24 protein-coding genes are annotated in these 23,289 nt (G+C 71.7%); 9 read left to right on the top strand and 15 right to left on the bottom strand.

Annotated elements, in window-relative coordinates; genetic code table 11:
• Positions 1 to 52 precede the first annotated feature (52 nt).
• Complete coding sequence (locus PKF00_RS35840; protein ID WP_271222164.1) at positions 53 to 1,471, top strand: amidase; 1,419 nt, start codon at positions 53 to 55, stop codon at positions 1,469 to 1,471.
• Positions 1,472 to 1,562: 91 nt separating this feature from the next.
• Here the strand turns inward: PKF00_RS35840 and PKF00_RS35845 are convergent, their stop codons facing one another.
• Together PKF00_RS35845 and PKF00_RS35850 are read right to left on the bottom strand one after the other, a co-directional pair.
• Positions 1,563 to 2,474, bottom strand: coding sequence for a LysR family transcriptional regulator (locus tag PKF00_RS35845; protein ID WP_271222165.1), 912 nt, complete (start codon positions 2,472 to 2,474; stop codon positions 1,563 to 1,565).
• A 98-nt stretch (positions 2,475 to 2,572) separates the two neighbouring features.
• Positions 2,573 to 3,169 carry a TetR/AcrR family transcriptional regulator gene (locus tag PKF00_RS35850; protein ID WP_271222166.1) on the bottom strand — a complete coding sequence of 199 codons (597 nt, stop codon included), beginning with the start codon at positions 3,167 to 3,169 and terminating at the stop codon, positions 2,573 to 2,575.
• Positions 3,170 to 3,249: 80 nt separating this feature from the next.
• Between PKF00_RS35850 and PKF00_RS35855 the strand changes: the two genes are divergently transcribed.
• Positions 3,250 to 3,900 carry a DUF4386 family protein gene (locus PKF00_RS35855; protein ID WP_271222167.1) on the top strand — a complete coding sequence of 217 codons (651 nt, stop codon included), beginning with the start codon at positions 3,250 to 3,252 and terminating at the stop codon, positions 3,898 to 3,900.
• Positions 3,901 to 3,987: 87 nt separating this feature from the next.
• On the opposite strand, the gene PKF00_RS35860 is transcribed toward PKF00_RS35855, so the two are convergent.
• The 8 genes from PKF00_RS35860 to PKF00_RS35895 all read right to left on the bottom strand — a co-directional run bounded on the left by PKF00_RS35860 (position 3,988) and on the right by PKF00_RS35895 (position 11,092).
• Complete coding sequence (locus PKF00_RS35860) at positions 3,988 to 4,332, bottom strand: RNA polymerase-binding protein RbpA (RefSeq protein ID WP_089205581.1); 345 nt, start codon at positions 4,330 to 4,332, stop codon at positions 3,988 to 3,990.
• 157 nt (positions 4,333 to 4,489) lie between these two features.
• Positions 4,490 to 5,989 carry an MFS transporter gene (locus PKF00_RS35865; protein ID WP_344925352.1) on the bottom strand — a complete coding sequence of 500 codons (1,500 nt, stop codon included), beginning with the start codon at positions 5,987 to 5,989 and terminating at the stop codon, positions 4,490 to 4,492.
• Positions 5,967 to 6,764 (bottom strand): glycerophosphodiester phosphodiesterase family protein, encoded by a 798-nt coding sequence (locus PKF00_RS35870; protein WP_271222169.1) that lies wholly within the window; start codon positions 6,762 to 6,764, stop codon positions 5,967 to 5,969. Before PKF00_RS35870 ends, PKF00_RS35865 begins: the two co-directional genes overlap by 23 nt.
• A gap of 80 nt (positions 6,765 to 6,844) precedes the next feature.
• Positions 6,845 to 7,438: a TrmH family RNA methyltransferase gene (locus tag PKF00_RS35875; RefSeq protein ID WP_271222170.1), complete on the bottom strand. Its 594-nt coding sequence runs from the start codon at positions 7,436 to 7,438 to the stop codon at positions 6,845 to 6,847.
• Positions 7,439 to 7,543: 105 nt separating this feature from the next.
• On the bottom strand, positions 7,544 to 8,155 hold the full coding sequence (locus PKF00_RS35880) for a class I SAM-dependent methyltransferase (protein WP_271222171.1): 612 nt from the start codon (positions 8,153 to 8,155) through the stop codon (positions 7,544 to 7,546).
• Positions 8,156 to 8,187: 32 nt separating this feature from the next.
• The gene (locus tag PKF00_RS35885; protein ID WP_271222172.1) at positions 8,188 to 9,135 is read right to left on the bottom strand and encodes a VWA domain-containing protein; all 948 of its coding nucleotides are present in this window, start codon (positions 9,133 to 9,135) and stop codon (positions 8,188 to 8,190) included.
• Positions 9,132 to 10,079, bottom strand: a complete 948-nt coding sequence (locus PKF00_RS35890; RefSeq protein WP_271222193.1) for a DUF58 domain-containing protein — start codon at positions 10,077 to 10,079, stop codon at positions 9,132 to 9,134. The genes PKF00_RS35885 and PKF00_RS35890 overlap by 4 nt, the downstream gene beginning before the upstream one ends.
• A gap of 8 nt (positions 10,080 to 10,087) precedes the next feature.
• Complete coding sequence (locus PKF00_RS35895) at positions 10,088 to 11,092, bottom strand: AAA family ATPase (RefSeq protein WP_271222173.1); 1,005 nt, start codon at positions 11,090 to 11,092, stop codon at positions 10,088 to 10,090.
• A gap of 115 nt (positions 11,093 to 11,207) precedes the next feature.
• On the opposite strand from PKF00_RS35895, the gene PKF00_RS35900 reads away from it, so the two are divergent.
• Positions 11,208 to 11,972, top strand: coding sequence for a hypothetical protein (locus tag PKF00_RS35900; protein WP_271222174.1), 765 nt, complete (start codon positions 11,208 to 11,210; stop codon positions 11,970 to 11,972).
• Between the two features lie 58 nt (positions 11,973 to 12,030).
• Here the strand turns inward: PKF00_RS35900 and PKF00_RS35905 are convergent, their stop codons facing one another.
• From PKF00_RS35905 to PKF00_RS35915, 3 genes are all read right to left on the bottom strand, one after another.
• Positions 12,031 to 12,747 carry a response regulator transcription factor gene (locus PKF00_RS35905; RefSeq protein WP_271222175.1) on the bottom strand — a complete coding sequence of 239 codons (717 nt, stop codon included), beginning with the start codon at positions 12,745 to 12,747 and terminating at the stop codon, positions 12,031 to 12,033.
• Positions 12,748 to 12,933: 186 nt separating this feature from the next.
• Positions 12,934 to 13,515 (bottom strand): hypothetical protein, encoded by a 582-nt coding sequence (locus PKF00_RS35910; protein ID WP_271222176.1) that lies wholly within the window; start codon positions 13,513 to 13,515, stop codon positions 12,934 to 12,936.
• A 532-nt stretch (positions 13,516 to 14,047) separates the two neighbouring features.
• A complete protein-coding gene (locus tag PKF00_RS35915) occupies positions 14,048 to 14,800 on the bottom strand; it encodes a peptidylprolyl isomerase (RefSeq protein WP_271222177.1) in 753 nt (250 codons plus the stop codon).
• Between the two features lie 280 nt (positions 14,801 to 15,080).
• On the opposite strand from PKF00_RS35915, the gene PKF00_RS35920 reads away from it, so the two are divergent.
• From PKF00_RS35920 to PKF00_RS35945, 6 genes are all read left to right on the top strand, one after another.
• A complete protein-coding gene (locus PKF00_RS35920) occupies positions 15,081 to 16,085 on the top strand; it encodes a DNA topoisomerase IB (RefSeq protein ID WP_271222178.1) in 1,005 nt (334 codons plus the stop codon).
• A 117-nt stretch (positions 16,086 to 16,202) separates the two neighbouring features.
• Positions 16,203 to 16,652, top strand: a complete 450-nt coding sequence (locus PKF00_RS35925; RefSeq protein ID WP_271222179.1) for a ChaB family protein — start codon at positions 16,203 to 16,205, stop codon at positions 16,650 to 16,652.
• 202 nt (positions 16,653 to 16,854) lie between these two features.
• Positions 16,855 to 18,519 carry a catalase gene (locus PKF00_RS35930; RefSeq protein WP_271222180.1) on the top strand — a complete coding sequence of 555 codons (1,665 nt, stop codon included), beginning with the start codon at positions 16,855 to 16,857 and terminating at the stop codon, positions 18,517 to 18,519.
• 90 nt (positions 18,520 to 18,609) lie between these two features.
• Positions 18,610 to 19,164 (top strand): cysteine hydrolase family protein, encoded by a 555-nt coding sequence (locus tag PKF00_RS35935; protein ID WP_271222181.1) that lies wholly within the window; start codon positions 18,610 to 18,612, stop codon positions 19,162 to 19,164.
• Positions 19,165 to 19,193: 29 nt separating this feature from the next.
• Positions 19,194 to 20,639 carry a DUF2254 family protein gene (locus tag PKF00_RS35940; RefSeq protein ID WP_271222182.1) on the top strand — a complete coding sequence of 482 codons (1,446 nt, stop codon included), beginning with the start codon at positions 19,194 to 19,196 and terminating at the stop codon, positions 20,637 to 20,639.
• A gap of 139 nt (positions 20,640 to 20,778) precedes the next feature.
• Positions 20,779 to 21,051 (top strand): WhiB family transcriptional regulator, encoded by a 273-nt coding sequence (locus PKF00_RS35945; protein WP_271222183.1) that lies wholly within the window; start codon positions 20,779 to 20,781, stop codon positions 21,049 to 21,051.
• Between the two features lie 35 nt (positions 21,052 to 21,086).
• Here PKF00_RS35945 and PKF00_RS35950 read toward each other — a convergent pair whose 3' ends face one another.
• Both PKF00_RS35950 and PKF00_RS35955 read right to left on the bottom strand, forming a co-directional pair.
• Positions 21,087 to 22,112, bottom strand: a complete 1,026-nt coding sequence (locus PKF00_RS35950) for a DUF72 domain-containing protein (RefSeq protein WP_271222184.1) — start codon at positions 22,110 to 22,112, stop codon at positions 21,087 to 21,089.
• A complete protein-coding gene (locus PKF00_RS35955; protein WP_271222185.1) occupies positions 22,109 to 23,158 on the bottom strand; it encodes an NAD-dependent epimerase/dehydratase family protein in 1,050 nt (349 codons plus the stop codon). The genes PKF00_RS35950 and PKF00_RS35955 overlap by 4 nt, the downstream gene beginning before the upstream one ends.
• Positions 23,159 to 23,289: the final 131 nt, after the last annotated feature.

Below are 23,289 nucleotides of genomic sequence, written 5' to 3' on the forward strand. Positions count from 1 at the left end.
CGGCCTCCCTCCGGGAAGGCGGGACCGCGAGCGCCGAGCAGGAGGAACGCCAGTGGAGCTTCACGAGTACGCACGCCACGACGCCGTCGGACTGCGCGACCTGATCGCGGCGGGCGAGGTCACCGCCGCCGAGGTCGAGGACGCCGCCAGGCGGGCGCTGTCGGCGGCGGACGCCGAGCTCAACGCCCTGGCGCTGCCGCTGTTCTCCCCGGCGCTCGACCACGCGGCGGACGGACCGCTCGCCGGGGTGCCGTTCCTGATCAAGGACAGCGGGCCGATGGCGGAGGGGACGCCGTACTCCCTGGGCAGCCGGGGCCTCGAGAACGCGGTCGCCCGGCGCGACAGCGAACTGATGACGCGGCTGCGGGCCGCGGGCCTGGTCACCCTGGGCCTGACCACCGTGCCGGAGATGGTGGTCAGCTTCTCCACCGAGTCGGTCAAGCACGGGCCGACCCGCAACCCCTGGGATCTCGAGCGAGGCGTGGGCGGTTCGAGCGGCGGCGCGGCGGCCCTGGTCGCCTCGGGCGCCGTGCCCCTCGCGCACGGCACCGACGGCGCCGGCTCCATCCGCGTCCCCGCCTCCTGCTGCGGGCTGGTCGGGCTCAAGCCGAGCCGGGGCCGCGTCTCCTGCGGTCCCGACGCGGCCGAGGTGACGTTCGGGATGTCCTGTGACTTCGGGCTGACCCGTACCGTCCGCGACGCCGCGCACCTCCTCGACGCCGTCCACGGGCCCGCCGCCGGCGACAGGTACACCGCGCCGCCCCCGGCGGGGCGCTACGCCGGTGAGCTGGACGCCGACCCCGGGACGCTGCGGGTCGCGGTGACCACCAAGGCGTGGTCGGGCGTCCCGGTGGATCCCGAGGTGGCCGCCGCGGCGCTCGGGGCGAGCCGGACGCTGGAGGAGATGGGGCACTTCGTCACCGACGCGAGCCCCGTCGTCGACTGGGACCTCGTCCTGAGGGGCGTGGTGCCGGTCGCGGTCGCGTGCGTCGCCTCGGCCGCGACCTCCGGGCCGACGCCGCCGGACCCCGACAGGCTGGAGGCCGTCACCAGGCACGCCCTCCAGGAGGTGAGGGAGCTCGGCGCCCTCGACCTGATGGCCGCGCTCGACGCGCAGAACCGGGTGAGCCGGTCGGTCGGCGCGTTCTTCACCGAACACGACCTCCTGGTCACCCCGACCCTGGGGCGTCTGCCCGCGCCGCACGGCGTCCTGCGCTACGACGACCCCGGCCACACCATGACCAGCTGGCACGAGGCCCTCTTCGACTACGGGCCGTTCACCGTGGTGTTCAACATCGCGGGCCTGCCCGCCGTCAGCCTGCCGCTCGGCTGGAGCGGGAGCGGCCTGCCGATCGGCGTGCAGCTCGTGGCCCCGTACGGCCGTGAGGACCTGCTGCTGCGGCTCGCCGCCCGCCTCGAGCAGGCCATGCCCTGGAGGGACCGGACCCCCGGATTCTTCGTGGGAGGGTGACATCCTCCCGGCCTCGAAGGGCCGGGCAGGACGGGAAGAGTCCTGTCCGGCGGGGCGCGCCGCGGGCCGGTGAGGACGAGGCGTCGCGGGGTCAGCGCAGGGCGTTGCGGAGCTGGGCCGAGGCGTCGCGCAGGTAGTCGATGAAGGAGCGCAGCGCGGGGTTGGGGTTGGTCGGGCGGACGGCGGCGCCGATCCTGCGGTAGAGGCGGGGGCCGTCCAACCGGCACACCTGGATGCCCGCGGCGCCCTGCGCCCCGAGGCTGGGCACCAGGGCCACTCCCAGCCCCGCCCTGACCAGTCCCAGCGTGACCTCGTAGTGGTCGCTGCGGCAGCGGATCGTCGGGCTGAACCCCTCGAGCGCGCTCGCGCGCTCCAGCACCGAGACCGGGGTGTCGGTGCCGTAGGTGGTGATCCACGGCTCCTCGGACAGGTCGGCGAGGCGTACCCGCTGCCGCTGGGCCGCGGGGTGGCCCGACGGCACGACCAGGAGCTGGGGCTCGTCGAACAGGTGGGTGACCTCGACCCCCTCCGGCGGCTTCCACGGGTCGAGCGCGTGCTCGAAGACCACCAGCACGTCGAGGGCGCCGCGCTCCAGGTCGGGCAGGAGCTCGTGCGGCTGGCCGAGCACCAGGTCCAGCTCGACGGCGGGGTGACGGGCGGTGAAGGTCGACAGCGCCAGCGGCAGCAGCCGGTATCCCGCGGAGGCGAAGAACCCGATCCGCAGCTGCCCGGCGTCGGCCCTGGCCTGCGCGAGCAGGTCCTTCTCGGCGGCCTCGATGATGTCCAGGACCTCCTGCGCCCTGGTCGCGAGCCGCCGTCCGGCCCCGGTCAGCCGCAGGCTCTGCGCACCCCGCTCGACCAGGCCGACGCCCGCCTCCTCCTCGAGCTTGGACAGCTGGTGGGACACGGCGGACGGCGAGAGCCGCAGGGCGCGGGCGGCTCCCGCGATGCTTCCCGTCCTGAAGACCTCCAGGAGCACCCGCAGGCGTTGACTGCTCAGCACCGTTTCAGTATCGGTGCGGGCGGCCGGTGCCCGTGCCTCCCGCCGCCGGACGTCCGGTGGCGCGTCGAGGGGCCGCGTCCTGGGGGAGTCCCCGGCGGCTACAGCGCCGACAGCAGCCGTCGCAGCCCCCAGCGGAACTGCTCGGTCGAGATGTAGGCGGCGACGGCGTCCGCCGCCGCGTGCGTCAGGGGGAAGGCGGCCGGATCCACGGTGAAGGCGGCGCGGCGGGCCGCGATCCGCTCGGCCTCCGGCGGGACCGAGCCGGGCCCGGCCGTCTCCTGCTCCGCCGCCTCGAGGGCGATCGCGCCCAGCACGTAGACCATGACGGCGTAGGCGGCGCGCGGGTCGGGCAGCGCGCCCAGCAGGCTCTCGCCGACCCGGAGCGCGACCGGTCCGTTGAACGCGGCGCCGAGGATCGCGGGCACCGCGGCCGGATGGCGCATCAGCACCTCGCGCAGGTTCAGCGCGAAGGCGACGATCCGCTCGGCGGGCGGTGCGGCGGCGTTCTCGAGCAGGCCGAGGTCGGCCTCGCCGAGCAGCCGGTCGGCCAGCGCGGTCACGATCGCGGACCGGTCGGGGAAGTAGGTGTAGAGCGCGCCGGGGGTCAGGCCCACCCGCGCCGCCAGGGCGCGCATGGTCAGCTCGCCCGCGTCGATCAGATCGAGAGCGGCGTCCAGCACGGTCCGGGGATCCACCGAGCGCCTCGGTCCTCTCTTCACAACACAACTCTATACGGTGTTTAATATTAAACATCGTTCAGAGTTAGGGGTTTCCCATGAGATGGATCCTGGTCGCGGGAGTGATCGCGGCGAACGTCGCCTTCGTCGGGCTCGGGAGTGCCTTCGGCTATCCGGGGGTGCTGACCCAGCCGTCCGCGCTGGTTCTCGCCAGGTTCGCCGCCGCCCAGGCGGAGATCACCGCCTGGTTCCTGCTGCTGGCGTTCGGCGCGGGCGCGCTCGTCCCCGCCGCGGTCCTGCTCGGAAGGCGGCTGCCGAACGGCCGGGCCGCCACGCTGTCGGTGCACGTGGGGGTGCTGGCCGGGACGGTGCAGGTGCTCGGACTGCTCCGCTGGCCGTTCGCCGTCCCAGCCCTGGCGCACGCCGGTGACCGGGGGACGGCGGAGACCGTCTTCGCCGCGCTCAACGGCTATCTGGGCACCGGGGTGGGAGAGACCCTGGGATACCTGCTCACCGCCGCGTGGACGGTTCTGGTGCTGGCCGCGCTGCCCGGCCCGCCGCGCTGGCTCGTCGCGCTCGGCGCGGGCTCGGCGCTGGCCATCGCGGCCGGGATGCTCGTGCCGCTCGGGCTGCCGGGGACGGACGCGGTCAACTTCGCCGGTTATCTCGCCTGGAGCGGCTGGGCGCTGTGCCTGGCACTGCTGCCGGGGCGGTTCACCGCCCTGGGCCCCGCGCCCCGGGCCGCCTGACCGGCACGCCGCGAGGAGGCCGGGGCGACAACGGCGTCGGCCCCCGGCGCCCTCGCGGGGCCGGGGGCCGACATGCCGTCGAACAGGTCAGGCGCTCTTACGGCGCTGGGCGCGCAGGATCGCCAGGCGCTCGTTGAGCACCTCCTCCAGGTCCTCGATCGTGCGGCGCTCCAGCAGCATGTCCCAGTGCGTCCGCGGGGGCTTGGCCTTCTTGGCCTCCGGCAGCTCGCCGTCGACGCGCAGGGCGGTCGCGCCGCACATGCGGCATTCCCAGGTCGCCGGGATCTCGGCCTCCGCGGCGAGCGGAACGTCGAATCGATGGCCCTTCGGGCAGGTGTAGGACACCTCCTGGCGCGGGGCCAGATCGGTGTTGCGGTCGTTCTCGTAGCTGGTCGCCCCGAGTCGGGTACCGCGTAGCGCACGCTCGCCCATGTCTCAATGCCTCCTGAGGGCCCCGTCGTGAGGGGTTCGTCTCCCACGGCGTACAACGCTTGATACCGTGTGTGGATTCCCACACATGACGTGATCCAATCGCGCCTTCTTGACCCGGTCTGCGGCGAGGCGTCTTTCGAGGGCCCGGCGAGGGGGCTCAGATGCGTTCCGGCACCGGGTTGCCCGCCGCCCTGATGGCCTTGGGCAGGTTCACCGCGGCGAGCATGACCAGCCCGAGCAGGAAGAACGCCAGCAGCGAGAGGATGCCGAGCCGGTAGCTGTCGGTCAGCTGGAGGGCCAGGGCCAGGGTGAAGGATCCGAGGAACGTCGAACCCTTGTCGCTGATCTCGTACAGGCTGTAGTACTCCGCCTCCTTGCCCGCCGGGATCACGTGGGAGAACAGCGAACGCGACAGCGCCTGGGTGCCGCCCATCACGATCGCGATGGCGAACGCGAGCGCGAAGAACGGCAACGCCGAGCCCCTCGGCAGGAAGTAGGCCACGCCGACCACGGCCATCCAGGCGACCAGCGCGGTCATCACGACGCGTTTCGCCCCGTAGACGGCGGCGATCCTGCCGAGCAGCAGCGCGCCGCCGAAGGCGACGAACTGCACCATCAGGATCGCCGCGATGCGCGTCGTCTGGCTCAGCCCCAGCTCCTGGTCGGCGTAGGTGGCCGAGAACGAGATGACCGTCTGCACGCCGTCGTTGTAGATCAGGTAGGCGACCAGGAAGGCCAGCGTCAGCGGGCGGCGGCGCAGGTCCGCGATGGTGTGGGCCAGCTGCCTGAGGCTTCCGGTCACGGCCTGGCCCGCCCTCTCGGCGCCCGGGGCCAGGGCGCGCCGGTTGCGCAGCCGCAGCATCGGGATGATCGTGAACCCGGCCCACCACAGACCCGCCGAGGACAGGCAGATGCGCACGGCGTCGCCCTCGGAGACGCCGAGGGTCTCGTGGCCGAGGAAGAGGGCGAGGTTGAGGGCCAGCAGCAGGCCGCCGCCGAGATAGCCGAAGCCCCACCCCCGGGCGGAGACCCGGTCGCGGTCGTCGGCCGAGGAGATCTCGGGCAGGAACGAGTTGTAGATGACGAGCGCCGCGGCGTACCCCAGGTTGGCGACGACGAACAGCGCCCCGCCCAGCAGGTAACCGCCGTCGGAGACGAACCACAGGCAGATCGTGGCCCCGGCGCCGATGTAGGCGAACAGGCCCATGAGCTCCTTCTTGCGCCCCGTGTGGTCGGCCAGGGCCCCGGCGAGGGGCATCACGACGATCTGCAGGACGGCGGCGACGCCCACCACGAGGGAGTAGTAGGCGCTGGGACGCACGTCGAACCAGAGCACCTCCACGTACGGCCCGCCCCGCGCCGCCGTCTCGGCGATCGTCGTCAGGTAGGGGCCGAGGAAGACCGTCAGGACGGTCGAGTTGAAGGCGGAGGTCGCCCAGTCGTAGAAGTACCAGCCGCGTTGCTCGCGGCGGCGGGTGTGGGGGGATTCCTCGACGACCTGGTCGGAGGTCATGGGCGTTCCTCGGTTCGCTGGGGAAGGAGGGGGTGGCCGGGAGCGGCCGGAGGCTCGGCGACGGGGAGCCGGGAGACGGGGATTCGGGAGACGGGGATTCGGGGCCGTCGGTTCGAAGGGGTCAGGCGGCGAGGCCGCCGGGATGCCACTGGCCGCGTTTCTCCAGCACCTCGCGAAGGCCGGAGATGTTGTCGGTCATCACACCGTCCACGCCCAGGTCGAGCAGGCGTTCCATCTCCCGGACGTCGTTGACGGTCCACACGTGGAGCTGCATGCCGAGGGCGTGCGCCGTGCGGACCAGCGCGGGGGTGGTGATCCGCAGCCCGCGGAAGCCCAGCGGGACCTGCGCGCACGGCACTCCGGCGCGGGCCAGGCGGACGAGCAGGCGGCCGTAGCCCGAGGTGGTCGCCGCGGCGCGCAGCGCCGCGACGCCGCGCGGCCCCAGTGAGGAGCACACCGGCCTGCCGATCGCGGCGCGGGCGCGGGCCAGCCGCTCGTCGGAGAAGGACGTCAGGCAGATCCTGTCGTAGGCGTTGGTCCGCCTGACCGCCTCGGCCAGCGGCACGACGGCGGAGGCCTCCTTGACGTCGATGTTGAAGCGCGCCTGCGGCCATGACCCCAGCAGGTCGTCCATGAGCGGGATCTCGTCGACGCCGTCGATCCGCGCCTGACGCACCAGGCGGTACGGCAGGTCGGAGATCCGGCCCCGGCGGTCGGTCACCCGGTCCAGGGTGTGGTCGTGGAAGGCCAGCAGCACCCCGTCCGCGGTGGCGTGCGCGTCGGTCTCCAGGTAGGTGTATCCGAGCTCGACGGCGCGGGCGAACGCGGCATGGGTGTTCTCCCGGCCCTCGGCGGCTCCGCCCCGGTGGGCGAAGGCGAGCGGGCCGGGATGGTCGAGAAAGGCGTAACGGGGCTGCACGTGCAGGAGTATGCCCGGTGTGAGCGCGGCCCGTCATCGCGGCGGGGTGAACGTTTGGGTCACGGGCCGCCAAGCCGTCCTCACTCCCGCCCGGCGACCTCCTCCGCCGTCCCTTCGGCCGTCGCCGTCGTTCCCAGGGCGGACCACTCCTGGCGGCGGGCCTCGGCCACCACGATCGCGGTCGCGACCGCCACGTTGAACGAGCCGACCCTGCCGACCTGGGGGATGTAGCAGACGGCGTCCACGGCCTCCAGCAGCGCGGGGGAGCAGCCGTGGTCCTCGCTGCCCACGACCAGGCACACGTCGCCGCCGAGCTTCGCCTCGTGCAGCGGGACCGCGTCCCCGGTCAGTTCGACCGCGACCACGGTGAAACCGTCCTGCCTGGCGGCGCGCACGGCCTCGACCACGGGGACGGGCTCCTCCCAGGCGACCAGGCGGTCGGTGCCCAGCGCGGTCTTCTGCGCCTTGGGGTTGGTCGGAGGAGTCGCGTTGCCGGCCAGCCAGATCCGCTCGACGCCGAAGGCGGCGGCCGTACGGAAGATGGAGCCGATGTTGAACGGGCCGGTCACCGACTCCACGATCAGGGCGAGCCGCCCCTCGGTGTTCCTGCGCCAGGTGCGGTTGAGCCGCTTGACGTCGGTCGGCCGCAGCTGTCTGCGCGGGTTGGCGGTCATCGCTCGTTCACCGTTCCTCGTTCGTCGCTTGTTCGTCGCGTTCCCGCTCCCGGTCCGCGGGGCGGGAGCCGTGTGCCGGGGCCGCGGGCCCGTTCACCGGCGGGCTCACCGGTCCTGGTCCGCGGCGCGGGCGCCGACCTCGAGGATCCGGTACGAGGACCGGGAGGCGGCGCGGTCCGCGGGCCAGCCCTGCTCGTTCAGCCAGCGTTGCAGGGAGTCGGATCCCAGGTGCTTCTGGACCACCAGGTAGGCGACGCCGTCCGGGGTGAGCCGCGACAGCCAGCGGGTCAGCATCTCGTGCATCGCGGCCTTGCCGATGCGGATCGCCGGGTTCGACCAGATGGCGGAGAAGCGGACCTCGGACGGCACCTCGTCGACATGCACTGACCTTACTTTGTCAAGGGCGGCGGCCCTGGCGTTCCTGGCGCACAGCTCGACCGACCTGCGGTTGACGTCCACCGCCCACACGGTCGCACGGGGGGCGCGCGAGGCCATCGTCAGCGCGATCGGCCCGTAGCCGCAGCCCAGGTCCAGCAGGTCGCCCTCCGCGGGGGGAGGCGGGACGCTCTCCAGCAGGATCCGGGTGCCCTGGTCGACCCGTTCGGGGGAGAAGACCCCGCTGTCGGTCTCCAGCCTCAGGTGAAGGTCGGGGAGCACGAGCGTGACCGAGCCGGGACGGCTGGCGGTCTCGGGACGCTCCTCGAAGTAGTGTGCCACGTCGTAGAACGTTACCAACGGCGGAGAGCGGCTCAGGGCAGTCGCGACCCCAGCAGCCCCGCGGCCGAGGCGACCAGCAACCCGGTCACGATCGCCGCGACGACGAACCACTGGCTGATCTCCTGGTTGACCGTCCGGTAGCCGAGCGAGGTGCCGATCTGCTCGTAGACCTCCCGCAGCTGGCTGCCGGACTCCGCCTCGTAGGCCCTGCCCGAGGTGCCGTCCGACAGGGTCTGCAGGGTGGCCTTGTTGACCGGCACGTTCACGTCGCGGCCGTCGATCGAGACCGTGCCCTCCTGGGTGCCGTAGGCGATCGTGGAGACCGGCACGCGCGCGTTCGTCGCCGCCTCGATCGCCTCCGTCACCGACCGGCCCGAGGTGTTGTCGCCGTCGGACAGCAGCACGATCGCGGCGGGCGGCGGGTCGGTGACCGCCTGCTGGTCGAAGGAGCGGACGGAGTCGATCGAGCTGAACACCGCCTCGCCTATGGCGGTGCCCGCCCTGGTGGTCAGGTTGCCGAGCGAGGTGGCCACCGCCTGGTGGTCGGTGGTCGGGGAGACCACGACGGAGGCCGAGCGGGCGAAGGCGACCACGCCGACGTTGAAGCGCTCCGGCAGGTCCCCGACGAACTTCTGGGCCGCCTCCTTGGCGGCGGTCAGCCTGTTCGGCGGGACGTCCGAGGCCTCCATCGACAGCGAGACGTCCAGGGCGATGATGATCGTCGCGCGGTCGCGCGGAACCCGCACCGAGTCGGCGGGGCGCGCCGCGCCGATGACCAGCAGGCTCATCATCAGCAGGAACAGCACCGGGGCCACGTGCCTGCGCCAGTCGGGTCCCGAGGGGGCGACCAGCGTCAGCAGCGGCAGGTTGGTGAAGCGCACCGCGTAGCGCCGCCGGGCGAACTGGGCGGCCACGTAGCCCGCGACGGCCAGCGCGAGCACGGCGAACAGCCACAGCCACGCCGGTGAGAGAAAGGTCATCGGGCCACTCCTGACGAGGGAGGCCGGTGGGCCAGGTGCGCCATGCGCCGCTGCCGCAGGACGAACTGCGCGATGTCCGCGATCCAGTCGCGGTCGGTGCGCAGCACCAGGTGCGCGACGCCGCAGCGGCGCAGCGCGATCCGGGTCGTCGCCCGCTGCTCGGCGGCGGCGCGCGCGTAGTCCGCGCGCACCTTCGCGGTCAGTCTGATCCTGCGGTCGCGGCCCGACTCGGGGTCGGTCAGGGTGACCAGGCCGACCGGCGGCAGCTCCAGCTCGCGCGGGTCGATCACCTCGATGGCCAGCACCTGGTGCCGGGCGGCCAGACGACGGATCGGCCGCTCCCAGGGCAGCTCCACGTCCGGGTCGAGGGTCGGCTCCGCGTCCAGGAAGTCGGAGACGACCACCCGCAGGCCACGTCGCCGCCGCGCGGCGGCGAGCACCTCGATCGCCTCGGCCAGGTCGGGGGCGTCCGCGACGGGACGGCCCCTGGGGGCGTCCATCAGCGAGTGCAGCAGGCCGTAGAGCGCGGGTCTGCCGCCCCTGGCGGGCATCCGGTGGATGTACTCGTCGTGCAGGACGTAGGCGCCGAACCGGTTGCCGATCCGGCCCGTCAGGAAACCGACCGCGCCGATCGCGGCCACCACCAGGTCTCGCTTCTCCATCCCGGCCGTGCCGAAGTCCATGCTCGGCGACAGGTCGGCCAGCGCCCAGGTCTCCAGCTCGCGGTCGGCGATCAGGTCCCGCACGTGCGGGACGGTCGTGCGGGCGGTCACCGCCCAGTCCATCCTGCGGATGTCGTCCTCGCCGGGGACGTAGACCCGGCTGTCGCCGAACTCGCTGCCGGGGCCGGGCAGGAGTCCCTGGTACGAGCCGTGCAGCAGCCCGTCGAGGCGCTTGACGATCGTCAGCTCGAGTCGGCGCAGGGCCTGCTCGGAGGCGGTCATGACGCCCGTCACCGGGGTCCCTGGTTCCACACGACCAGCGGCGGCGGCACGACGGCCAGCACCTGCCTGACCACGTCCTCGGGGTTCACGCCGTCGGCCAGCGCGTCGAAGGTGAGCATCAGCCGGTGGGACATCACGTCGACGGCCACATCGCGGATGTCGTCGGGAAGCAGGTAGTCGCGGCCCCGCAGCAGGGCCAGGCCCCGTCCCGCGGCGACCAGGCCGAGCGTCGCCCTGGGACTGACCCCGATCTCGATGTTCTCCTCCAGCTCCGCCAGGCCGTACTCGGCGGGGGAGCGGGTGGCCATCACCAGCCGCACCACGTAGTCGGCGACCAGCTGGTGCACGGAGACCTGGTCGGCCGCCGCCTGCAGCGCGGTGAGCCGCGCCGGGTCGAGCACGGACCTGGGGACCGGGGGGGTCACGCTCATCCGGTGGAGGATCTCCAGTTCCTCATGGGCGCTGGGATGGGTGACGCGGACCCTGAACAGGAACCGGTCGCGCTGGACCTCGGGAAGGGGGTAGACGCCCTCGGACTCGATGGGGTTCTGGGTGGCCAGCACGATGAACGGCTTCGGCAGCGGATGCGTCTGCCCGGCCAGCGTCACCTGGCGCTCGGCCATGACCTCGAGCAGCGCCGACTGCACCTTGGCAGGGGCGCGGTTGATCTCGTCGGCGAGCAGGAAGTTGACGAAGACCGGTCCGAGCTCGACGTCGAAGGCCTCGCGGGAGGGGTGGTAGACCCGGGTTCCCACGATGTCGCTGGGGACGAGGTCCGGAGTGAACTGGATGCGGGCGAAGTCGCCGCCGACCACGGTGGCCAGCGTCGAGGCCGCCAGGGTCTTGGCGACGCCCGGCACGCCCTCCAGCAGGCAGTGACCGCGCGCGAGTAGCGCCACCAGCAGCCGCTCCACCATGTGTTCCTGGCCCACGATGACCCGCCGGACCTCGGCCAAAGCCTCGCGCAGCAGTCCGGTGTCGATCTCGCTCGGCAGTTCTTCGGCGACGGTCATGTTGACATTCCACCAAATGAAGTGCCGGGTCGCACGGCTGGTCGGGTGCCCATTTCCTGTTCGTACCCACAACGACGGCCGAGCGGACGAGGCGTGATCCCCCTTGTGTGCTTTCATGGCAGGCGTGGCCAGTCCGCTCGAGTACGGTGACCCGCCCCAGCTGGGGCCCTACGTCCTGCAGGCCCGCCTGAGGGTGGGCCCCGCCGGGCTGGTCTACCTCGGGCAGGGGGCCGACGGCAGGGCCGTCTCGGTCGCGGTGCTCACCAGGGGCGCCGCGCTCGACCCCGCCGCCCGCGACCGGTTCGTCACCGGGATCCGCGAGGCGGCCGCCAGCCGTTCCGGGGTGCGGGGCTGGATGGCCAGGGCGGCACGCGGCCGCACCGCGGTGGCGGACGCGATGCCGCAGGTGCTGGCCATGAACGGCGGGAGCGCGCCGTGGGTGGCCACGCCGTATGAGCCGGACAGGGCGGGGGCCGAGCGGTTCCTCGAGCCGGTGCTGGTGCGCGGCACGCTGATCGGCGAGCGGCACGGCCCCGACTTCGCGCCGCACTGGATCCGCGACCGCCTGCCGGCGCTGCCCGCCCCGCCGAAGGCCGCGCCGCCGGCCGTGGAGACCCGCCGCTCGGTGATCCTCGCCGGCGCGGCGCTCACCGTGCTGCTGGTGCTGCTGGCCGTGATGCTCTGGCTGCTGTTGCCCAGGGGCGAGGAGGAGACGCCGCCGCCGAGGCCGTTGCCGCAGACGACGTTCGTGCCGACCCCGCCGCCGGTCCCCGCGACCTCGGAGCCGGGGCGGCCGTCCCCCTCGCCGTCCCCCTCGGAGAGCGGCACGGGCACCCCGGGGCCGCGCCAGGGCGACGAGGACGACGGCGCGCCCATCTGACCCGCCGTCCCGGCGATCCTCCGCCTGACCGTCGGCGGGCCGTCGGTGGACGGCGGTCTCAGCGGGGGGAGACGAAGCCCGACTCGTAGGCGGCGATGACGGCCTGGGTGCGGTCGCGTGCCTCGAGTTTGGCCAGCACGTTGCTCACGTGCGTCTTGACCGTCTCCATGCTGACGACCAGTTCGGCGGCGATCTCGCCGTTGGACAGGCCGCGGGCCATCAGGCGCAGCACGTCGCCCTCGCGTGAGGTCAGCCGGTCGACGCCGGGCGTCGCCCCGCCGACGCCGTGCAGGGCGACGAGGGAGCGGATGGCGGAGGGGAACAGCAGGGAGTCGCCCGCGGCCACGGTCCTGACCGCCTGGACCAGCTCGGCGGGGCGGGTGCGCTTGAGCAGGAAGCCGCTCGCCCCGGCCCGCAGCGCCTCGTAGACGTAGTCGTCGTTGCCGAAGGTGGTCACGACGACGACCTTGGGCGGTTCGGGCAGCGAGACCAGCCGGCGGGTGGCCTGGATGCCGTCGATCGCCGTCAGCGCCGAGGAGCCGTCGCCGTCCGGAGAGGACCGGCCGTGATCGGAGGCGAGGGGCCGCGGATCCACGGCCGACATCCGCACGTCCATCAGCACCACGTCGGGGCGCGTCTCGCGCACCACGGTCAGGGCGGACGCGCCGTCCGCCGCCTCACCCACCACGGTGAGGTCGGGCTCCGAGTCGATGATGATCCGCAGCCCCGAGCGGATCAGGTCCTCGTCGTCGACGATCACCACGCGCAGGGTCATGGCCATGACCCTAGAAGGCCTTCCACCGCTTTCGTGACATCCTCCCGGCCGAGCACGGTGGAACGCCTCCCGGCACGCGGGCCGGGAGGCGTCTCGAAGGGGCTCGAGGGGGAACAAGCCCCCGGCGCGCCCCGCCGCCCGAGGCGGGCGTCACGAGGGGCGCCGGGGGGAGTGGGGCGGGAGGCCTCAGCCGTCGACCGTGACCGTGGCGTACTGGTACTTCGTGGTGCCGTTCTCGTCACCGGAGTGCGACCGGCCGGTCATGACCTGGCCGGAACCCGCATCCCAGGAGTGGCGGCTCTCCTTCAGCCCCCCGCTCCATCCCGGGGAGGTGAGGCGCACCTGCTTGCCCTGCCAGTGCAGCGTGGCGACGCGGTACTTGGTGCGGCCGTTCTCGTCCCCGGTGTGCCACCTGCCGGCGAGGACGTGGTCGGCCGGAGCGGTGAAGCGCGAGCTGCTCTCCTTCTGACCGGCGTCCCAGTCTCCGAGGGACACCTGGACCTGCTGGTCGTTGATGTAGATCCAGCTGCAGTGGTAGGTGGTGATGGCGTTCTCGTCCCCGTAGTGGGACCGGCCGGTCAGCACCTGGTTGGCCGGGCAGGTGAACTGGATGCCGGCCCATTCCCGCAGGCTCTCGGTGTACCCGCGCTCGATTCTGATCGTCGCCGTCGCGGCGGCGGGGGCCGCCGCGGACGCGGGGGCCGCGGTCAGGACGGCCAGGGCGGCGGCCGCCGCGGCAGCGGGCAGAGCCTTCTTGTACACGTTCATGTCCTCCGTCTTCCGTTCTGACTTCGTTCGGCGCGTGTCGAAAGCACATGTGCTGACGACTCACGCCATCCCTGAAATCTGAGGGTTTCGGCATACGTGACCGGTGATGCGCTGATTTCGCCCCTCATATCGTCTGCGTGCGCCGGGAAAGGGGCGCCGCAGGGGATGAGGATCATGGTCGCCGTCGCCGCATCGCCAGGTCGTCCCCCTGCCGGGCGAGCTTCGATCCGCCCCGGGAATTACCTCTGGCGCTTTGGGGGGTGATTCGGTGACGGCGAACAGCCTTATAGAGGCATTAGCCGGACGCATCTACGCATGGAAGTGAGAAACGGGTTTTTCGCCTAATTAGGCGCGTATGCGGAGATCGTATGATCTGGAGTTCTCGCGGCGTTCAGAAGGCCCATGAGGACGTCGAGCACGTCGACGCGCGGGGAGGGCGGCGGCCGCGAGGAACGGGAAGGGAACGGGTGCGGGAAGCCGTCGGCCCGGCGACAGAGACGCCGGCCCGACGTCGGGCTCCGAAGCGGGACGATCAGCGGCAGACCCGGGCGTCCCTGATGTCGACCGGGAGGACGGGCTTGCCGTCCACCGGCGGGGTCGGGCCCTCCGGAGCGGGCTGGATGCCGCCGGCGGCGACGCGGTCCAGGGCGGCGAGTCCGGCGGCGTCGACCGTCCCGAAGACCGTGTAGTTGGGAGAAAGCCCGGAGTCGCCGTAGACCAGGAAGAACTGGCTGCCGTTGGTGTCGGGCCCGGCGTTGGCCATGGCCAGCACCCCGCGCGCGTACGTCTTCCGCGTCCCTGTGGTGTCGCCCGGCCACGGCGGCAGGTCGGTGGGCAGTTCGTCCTTGTAGCGGTAGCCCGGCCCGCCTTCGCCGGTGAAGCCGGGGTCGCCGCACTGCAGCACCTTCAGCCGGTCGTAGGCGGTCAGCCGGTGACATGAGGTGACGTCGTAGAACCTGTGCCGGATCAGGTGCACGAAGCTCTGCACCGTGCACGGCGCCTTGGCCGGGTCGAGGGTGAGCCCGATGTCACCGTGGTTGGTCTTGAGGACCGCGGAGACCCGCCGGGTGGGGGTGCGGCGTGGGTCCGGCGGCAACGGCACCTTGCGCACGGCCGGCTCGTCCGGGGTCTCGGTGTAGCGGCACGGGCCCTTCGTCGTCCGGGGAGGCCTGTTTCCGTCCGCGGTCGCCGAGGCGGGCACTGCCCCGAGAGCGACCAGTGAGCCCGTCGTCACCGCGGCCACCGCGGCGCGCGCCACGAGTCGTAACAGCGCTCTGTCAGACATGTTGTCCTCCTCTGAGGATGATCGACGGGCCTCCTGTGGTCTAGTCGATCTGACCGGCACCGTCAAGGGTGTGAAGCGGCGTGGTGGATCATCCGGCCCGCGCTGCACGGTCGTGTCACGCGTTCGGGAGCGGGCTCCGGTTGTCGCGCCGGGACCGTCGCCGCGAACCGCCGCGTGGCGACGGCTCGCCGGGCGAGGCCGCCGCCCTGAACCGCCCTGAACCGCGGCGTGCCGGCGGGGCGCCGGGCGAGAGGACCTCTCCGGTGGGTAGGGGGGCGTCATGACAGAACTGCGCCACAGCGACCCGGAGGAACCGGGCATCCTGCGCCGCCGCAGGGGGCGGGGCTTCAGCTATCTCCGTTCCGGCGGCGGGCCGGTCCGCGACCGCCGTACGCTCGAGCGGATCAGGGCGCTGGCGATCCCGCCCGCCTGGACCGACGTCTGGATCTGCCGTTCGGCGGACGGGCACATCCAGGCGGTCGGCACGGACACCGCGGGGCGGAGGCAGTACCGCTACCACGACGTCTGGCGCAGGGAGCAGGACCGGCTGAAGTTCGACCGGGTGCTCCAGGCGGCGGAGCGGTTGCCGAAGTTCCGCGAGCGGGTGGCCGAGCACCTGGGGCAGCGGGGCCTGACACGTGAGCGGGTGCTGGCCGCCGCGGCGAGGATGCTCGACATCGGGTTCTTCCGGGTGGGCGGGGAGGCCTACGAGTCGTTCGGGCTCGCCACCCTGAGGATGGAGCACGTCACCTGCAGGGCGGGCCGCGTCCTCTGCGTCTATCCGGCCAAGGGCGGCAAACGCCGCGAGGTCGAGATCGCGGACCAGGACGTGTGCGCGGTGGTCACCGCGATCCGCAGGACGGGGGACGAGGGCGAGCTGCTGCGCTACCGGGACGGCTCCCGGTGGATCGACGTGCGCAGCGACGACATCAACGCCTACCTGCGCGAGACCTTCGAGTGCGAGATCTCCGCCAAGGACTTCAGGACCTGGCACGCCACCGTGCTGGCGGCCGTCGGCCTGGCGGTCTCCTCCCGCGCCCGGTCCAGGACGGGAAGGCGGCACGCGGTCAATCGAGTGATCAAGGAGGTGGCGGGCTACCTGGGCAACACCCCCGCCGTCGCCCGTGCCTCCTACGTGGACCCGCGCGTCGTGGAGGCCTACGAGCGCGGCGACACCGTCGCGCGGGCGCTGGCCGAGCTCGGCGCGGACGCCGACGTCGGGCAGCCGGCCACGCACGGCGCCGTCGAGCGGGCGGTCGTCTCCCTTCTGAGCCGTTCGGCGTGACGCCAGGGCCTTCCCGGCCGTCCGGCGTGAGGCGAGCCCTCCCGGGGCGTTCGGCCTGACATGAACCGTGACGGCGCGGGAAGGGGGCCGTTGACGAGTGAGAGAGGTGATTTCGAGATGCCGGCACGGGAAGAACTGCCGTCGACTCTGCGCCGTTCCTCGGCGAAGGCGCAGAAGACGTGGATCAAGGCTCACGACTCCGCCGTGGAGACCTACGGCGAGGGGCAGCGGGCGCACCGCACGGCTTTCGCCGCGCTGAAGCACTCCTTCGAGAAGGTCGGCGACCACTGGGAGCCGAAGTCGGGCAAGGGTCCCTCGGACGCCCAGGCGGCCAGGAGCACCCCGAAGGCGGGAAAGACCGCGGAGGGGGTCGACGCCAACGCGTCCAAGCAGCACCTGTACGACGTGGCCAGGCGCCTGGGGGTCGAGGGCAGGTCCACGATGACCAAGGACCAGCTCGTCGAGGCCATCATGAAGGCCAACCGGCGGGCGACGGGGAGGAAGACTCCCTCGAAGGACGCCGGTTCCAAGGGGACGGGCAGGAAGGCCGCCGCGTCGTCCCGGTGACCCGGAGGCGCGCCTCCGGCGGCCGGGGTGCCCCCGGGGGCGCGACTCCCCGCCGCCCCGGCGGCACTTCATACGACCTTCCTTCTTGCGGAGATTTTTTGTCTTCTGTGCTATAAGGCGCTCTTCGTCGGATATGGACTCGTATGTACCAAAGGGTTTTGGTACGCCGGAAGTGACCGCCGCACGGAAGGAAGCGTCGACTATGACGGACGTGTCGAGCATGGGGCCGCAGCAGGGTGACGAGCGCCCGGTGCTGACCAACCGGCAGGGACACCCGGTCTACGACAACCAGAACCAGCGCACGGTCGGCGCCCGAGGCCCGGCGACGCTGGAGAACTACCAGTTCCTGGAGAAGATCAGCCACTTCGACCGGGAACGGATCCCCGAGCGGGTGGTCCACGCGAGGGGCGTGACCGCCTACGGCTACTTCGAGGCGTACGGCAAGCTCGGCGACGAGCCGATCAGCCGCTACACCAGGGCGAAGCTGTTCCAGGAAGCGGGCAAACGGACCGACCTGGCCATCCGGTTCTCCACGGTGATCGGAGGCAGGGACTCCTCGGAGGCGGCGCGCGACCCGCGCGGGTTCGCGGTGAAGTTCTACACGGAGGACGGCAACTGGGACCTCGTCGGCAACAACCTGGCCGTCTTCTTCATCAGGGACGCCATCAAGTTCCCCGACGTCATCCACTCGCTCAAACCCGACCCGGTGACGTTCCGGCAGGAGCCGGGCCGGATCTTCGACTTCATGTCGCAGACGCCGGAGAGCATGCACATGCTGGTCAACCTCTTCAGCCCGCGGGGCATCCCCGCCGACTACCGGCACCAGCAGGGATTCGGGGTCAACACCTACAAGTGGGTGAACCAGCAGGGCGAGACGCACCTGGTGAAGTACCACTGGATGCCCAAGCAGGGCGTGCGGAGCATGACCGCCGAGGACGCCGCGGCCGTACAGGCGCGGGAGCTCGGGCACGCCACCAGGGACCTGCACGAGGCGATCGACAGGGGCGACTTCCCCGAGTGGGAGCTCCTGGTGCAGATCATGTCCGACGACGAACACCCCGAGCTGGACTTCGACCCGCTGGACGACACCAAGGTCTGGCCGGAGAACGACTTCCCCGCCCTGCCGGTCGGCAGGATGGTCCTCGACCGCAACGTGGCCAACAACTTCGCGGAGAACGAGCAGATATCGTTCGGCACCGGCGTCCTGGTCGACGGACTCGACTTCTCCGACGACAAGATGCTGGTCGGGCGGACCTTCTCCTACAGCGACACCCAGCGCTACCGGGTGGGGCCCAACTACCTGCAGCTGCCGGTCAACCAGGCCAAGAACGCCGAGGTGCGGACCAACCAGCGCGACGGCCTGATGACCTACCACGTCGACGGCGCGGGGGAGAACCCGCACGTGAACTACGAGCCGTCCATCACCGGAGGGCTGCGCGAGGGACAGTACCCCACCCACGACGAGCAGGGCCCGGTCGTCTCGGGGCGCCTGACCCGCAAGCGCATCCCCAGGACCAACGACTACAAGCAGGCCGGGCAGCGCTACCTGCTGATGGAGCAGTGGGAGCGGGACGACCTCGTGCTCAACCTCGTCACCATGCTGTCGCAGGCCTCCCGCCCCGTGCAGGAGCGCATGGTCTGGCACTTCCTGCTGGTCGAGGACGAGCTCGGCGGCCGGGTGGGGGAGGGGCTCGGGATCGGCCCCGAGGACGTCGCCCACCTGGAGCCGCTGGCGAGCCAGGACCTGACGGAGGAGGACCGCGAGCGGCTGTCCAACCTGGGCAAGAACGGGCCGCGCGACGTGTCCGGCCTGAAGATGACCCACTGCGTGCCCGACGAGCGGGCACGGGCGGGCGTCGGAGGCTGACATCCACAGACGGCAGGCACGGTCCGGCGGGACGGGACGCCCCCTTCCCACCGGACCGTGAGGCCGCTTTCCCTCAGGCAGGTATGAGGCGTGAGCCGTACAGCAGTGATCGTCATAGACATGCTCAACCCCTACGACCACCAGGACGCCGAGGCGTTGACGGCGAGCGTCGAGAGGATCGTCGGGCCGCTGGCCGACCTCGTCGGCAGGGCGCACCGGCGCGAGGACGTCGACCTGGTCTACGTCAACGACAACCACGGCGACTTCGCGGCCGGCCGTGAGGACATCGAGGCGCTGGGCCGCAAGGGCAGACGCCCCGACCTGGTCGAGCCGGTGCTGCCTCCGCCGGGCTGCGCGTTCCTGCCGAAGGTACGCCACAGCGTCTTCTTCGGCACCGCGCTCGACTACCTCCTGCGCCGCCAGGGCGTCGAGACGCTGGTCCTGACCGGCCAGGTGACCGAGCAGTGCGTCCTGTACAGCGCGCTGGACGGTTACGTGCGCCACTACGCCCTGCGGGTGCCGAGGGACTGCGTCGCCCACATCCACACGGATCTGGGGGACGCCGCGCTGCGGATGATGGAGCGCAACATGGGGGCCGACATCACGACGGCCGCGCGCTGCCTGCCCTCCGAGGACGATCGTTAGTTCCTCCGGTCCAGGGGTAATGGGAGGCGATGTCTGAGATCTCCCATCTTCAGCGGTTCGTGCCCACCCAACAGGACCTCCGGGTCCGCTGGCGGCTTTCCGCGGCGGAGTTCCTTTTCAGGCCGCTGCTCACGGTGCTCGGGTTCGTGCTGCTGGCGGTGGGGGCCGTCCTGGTGGACATGTCCTCGTCCAGGTGGTCCCCGGGCGTGCGGGGGTTCTTCCTGAGGTTGTTCCCCCACGAGAACCTGATCAAGATGCTGGGCGTGATCGGCCCCGGCCTGGTGGCGGTGACCACGCTCACGCTCTCGGCGCTGCTGGTGGCGATCTCCCAGACCTCCACGTCGGTCGGTCCGGTGGTCTTCGACCAGTTCCTGCGGCGCGGGGCCAACCAGGCCTACTTCGGATACGTCGCGGGCTGCGCCATCTACACCTACCTCGTGATGGCCGTCTCGCGCCCCTGGTGGGCCGGTGTCGGGGCGCTGCTGGCGGTGGTGCTGGCCGCCGGGGCCCTGGTCCTGCTGGTGTTCATGGCCTACCTGATGATCGACCAGATGCGCCCGACCTCGGTGGTGCGCTCGATCCAGGAGCTGGCCTTCAAGGCCAGGCTGCGTCAGATGCCGTTGCTCGCCCGCTCCCGCGCGGTGCCGCTGCTCGACGACGAGGCGACGCCGGTGACCACCCGTGAGACGGGATACGTGATCGACATCAGCACGGCCCGCCTGGAGTCGCTGCTGGCCGGCACGGGGGACGCGGTCGAGGTCGTCTTCCAGGCCCGGATCGGTGACCTGCTGGCCTACGGCGACACCGTCGCCAAGATCCGGGGAGGGAGCGAGGAACAGCGGGCCCGCGTCGCGGGCAGGGTCCTCGCCTGCGTCACGATCGACCGGGCCCGCAACGCCGACGTCGACCCCGACCACGCCATCGAGCAGCTCGCGAACATCGCCTGGGCGGCCACCTCGACCCGGCAGAACCCGGACGTGGCGCTCGCGTCGGTCGGCGCGCTGCGCGACCTGTCGGCCAGATGGGCGGCCGCGGGCGTGCCCGGCGCCGAGGTGTACGGCGGGCCGCTGCCGGTGGTCTACGACGACGCGGTTCAGCGGCGCATCGTGGCCGCGCTCATCGACCTCGTGGTCGTCAGCACCTCGTCCCGGCAGCACCAGACGTGCGCCGTGGCCCTGTCGACCCTGGCCGACATCCTGCCCCAGCTCCCCGAGCGGGACAAGGACGTCGCGGTGCGGAGCCTGCAGCGGGCGCTGCCCGCGACGCTGTCCCACGTGGCCAGCATGGAGCTGGGGCGGAGCCTGGCGAAGCTGCGTGCCGCGCTCGACGCGATCGGCAGGGAGGAGATGGCCGACCAGGTGCGGGAGATGGGGCCGAGGCTGGTCAGGGAGAGCGGCCTGAACGAGGAGGACGACCTGATCGACCATCTCGACGACCACGAGATCACCGGTCCCCGGTCCTTCCGGTTCCGCTGACGTCGGGCTTTGCGGGAAAACCCGAGGTCAAGACGCCCTGATTTTTCCCCCGAAAAGGTATGAATGCACTTTCTGCGGGCACCCGAATCAGAAGCCGTGCCGCCAACCGTCGACCTTCCTCACCGTCATTGGATCGCCTATGTCTGTTCAGGGCAACGTCATCCCCATCATTCACTGGTCACGCCGCTCCTCCTGTCTCAGCGAGGATCCCGAACTCTTCTTCCCCGTCTCCTCGGAGGGGCCGGGGCGGGAGCAGTACGAGCGGGCCAAGGCCGTATGCCGTCACTGCCCCGTGCAGCGCCGCTGCCTGGAGTACGCCCTGAACACCCATCAGATGTACGGAGTGTGGGGCGGCACGACCCCTGACGAGCGCAGGGCGGCCATGACGGCGACGAGGCGCAGGGCCAGGTGACCACGGGCGGCCCGGGGTGATCCCGGCGGCCCGGTTCAGCCGGGGACGTGCCGTGCCGCGCGGAGGTCGGCGACCTCGACGCCACGGACGCCTGCGGCGTCCCGGGTCCCGTCCGCCCGCCCGACGAGGGCGGCCAGACGCGCCGCGTCGCGCTGCGAGTTGTCGCCGCAGCAGTTGTTGGTGATCACATGGACGGTCTTCGCGTGTCCGGCGAGCACGCGGATCCCGGCGGCCCACCGCTCGAGCTCGGTCTCCGAGTACCGGTAGGCGAAACGCTCCTCGATCTTCTTGCTGGTCCAGCGTTCCGAGTGCCCGTGGAGACGGACCACGGCGAGGTCGGAGGTCACGGCCAGCACGGGCGGGATCGACGACGGATGCCCCTGGGGCATGTCGACGCAGACGTAGGGGATGTCGTGCGAGGCCAGGAAGTTCCATGTCCGCCCGCGCTCGTCCGGCTCCATCCACGTCCTGTTGCGGAACTCGACGCAGACGCGCATCGGCGCGCAGCGGCGCGCGCACTCGAGGATGTGGCGCCTGCCGCGCTCCCCGGCGGGGAACCACGGCGGGAACTGCAGCAGGATCACGCCCAGTTTGCCCGCCTCGTGCAGCGGTCTGAGCGCCCCGAGGAAACGACGCCAGACCTCCTCGGCCATCTCGGGACCCACGTCCCCCAGATAGACGGTCCGCTCGGGCCCGCCGAGCCTCTCCCGCAGGTCCTTGTACAGCGACCGGGACGGGGTCGGATGGTTGGTCAGCAGGGAGAAGGCCTTGACGTTGAAGACGAACCCCTCGGGGGTGCGGTCCCGCCAGGCCTGCGCGGTCCGCTCAGACGGCGGGTGGTAATAGGTGGCGTCGACCTCCACGATCGGAAAGCGCGAGGCGTAGTAGGCCAGCCGCGCGGCCGGAGTGGACGCCTCCTCGGGGTACCAGCCCGACTCCAGCAGCGACCTGTCCGTCCACGAGGCCGTGCCCACGAGGATCCGCCCCGCGCCGTCGTCCGTGCCGTTCTCCATGCCGTTCTCCGCGTCGTTCCCCGGCGCCGCGACGTCCGTCCCTCTCACGGCCAGGTTCCGACGCCGGTCTTCACCTCGCGCAGCCTGGCCGGGCCGCCGGTCTCCGGGGACAGCGGCGGGGTGTCCATGCCCGCGGAGGCGCGAAGGCCTTCCAGCAGCTCCCCGAGGGCGTCGACCGCCGTGTGACGGGGGCGCCAGCCCAGCTCGGATCTGGCACGGGTGGCGTCCATGATCGGCATTCTGAGCACCAGGTCGACCAGTCCCGGTGAGGCGGGGACCAGGTGGAGGTGCCAGGCCGCCGCGGCGACGCTCCTGAGCGCCCAGCCGGAGACGGGTACCAGGCGGGCCCCGAGCAACTCGGCCAGCACCGGTGGGTCGATCACGGGATCGGCGGCGATGTTGAAGGCGCCGGAGACGGGGCGGGTGACCGCCAGACGGTAGGCCTCGCCGATGTCGTCGGCGTGGACCGCCTGGAACCTGAGCCCGGGCGTGTCGGGGACGAAGGGGATCAGCTCCGGCCTGATCAGCCGGTTGGGCACGAGGGGGCCGCCGAAGAGACGTCGCTGCTCGGTGGCCGCCTCCCGTTTGAAGATGAAGCCGGGGCGCAGCCGCACGACCCTGATGTCGCGGTGGTCCCGCTCGAACACGTCGAGCAGGCGCTCGACATAGGCCTTCTCCCTGCCGTATGCGGCGCCGGGCCAGCCGTGGGTCGGCCAGTCCTCGCCGACGGGGCGGTCCTTCGGGCCGGAGGAGTAGGCGCCGACGGAGGAGGCGTGCACCAGGACCGGGACGTTCTGCTCCGCCACGGCCTCGAAGACGCGTGAGCTGCCCAGGACGTTCGCCCGCCAGGTCGTCACCGGGTCCCGCGTCGGCTGGAACAGCCATGCCAGGTGCACGACCGCGTCGGCGCCGGCGAGGTACGGGGCCAGGTCCCCGGTCGTGACGTCCACGGCGTGCCAGGTGGTCTTGGGAGGGCGCCAGTCGGGCAGCCTGCGGGCCAGTCCCACGACGGATGTGACGTTACGGTCGGCCACGAGGGCGGACACCACGCTCGTGCCCACGTTCCCCGTGCCGCCGACGACTACTACGCGCATGTGTACCGACTGCCCAGGGCGAGTCGGTCGAATCCTGCTCTGTCACGGCTTTGCCGTACGGTGGCCTGTCCGATTTCAGGGGATGTTTCTAGATTTCATGAAACGTGTGGGTTTCCGGTCTTCCGCTGGTT

The organism is Streptosporangium carneum (assembly GCF_027922005.1).
Lineage (GTDB): Bacteria > Actinomycetota > Actinomycetes > Streptosporangiales > Streptosporangiaceae > Streptosporangium > Streptosporangium carneum.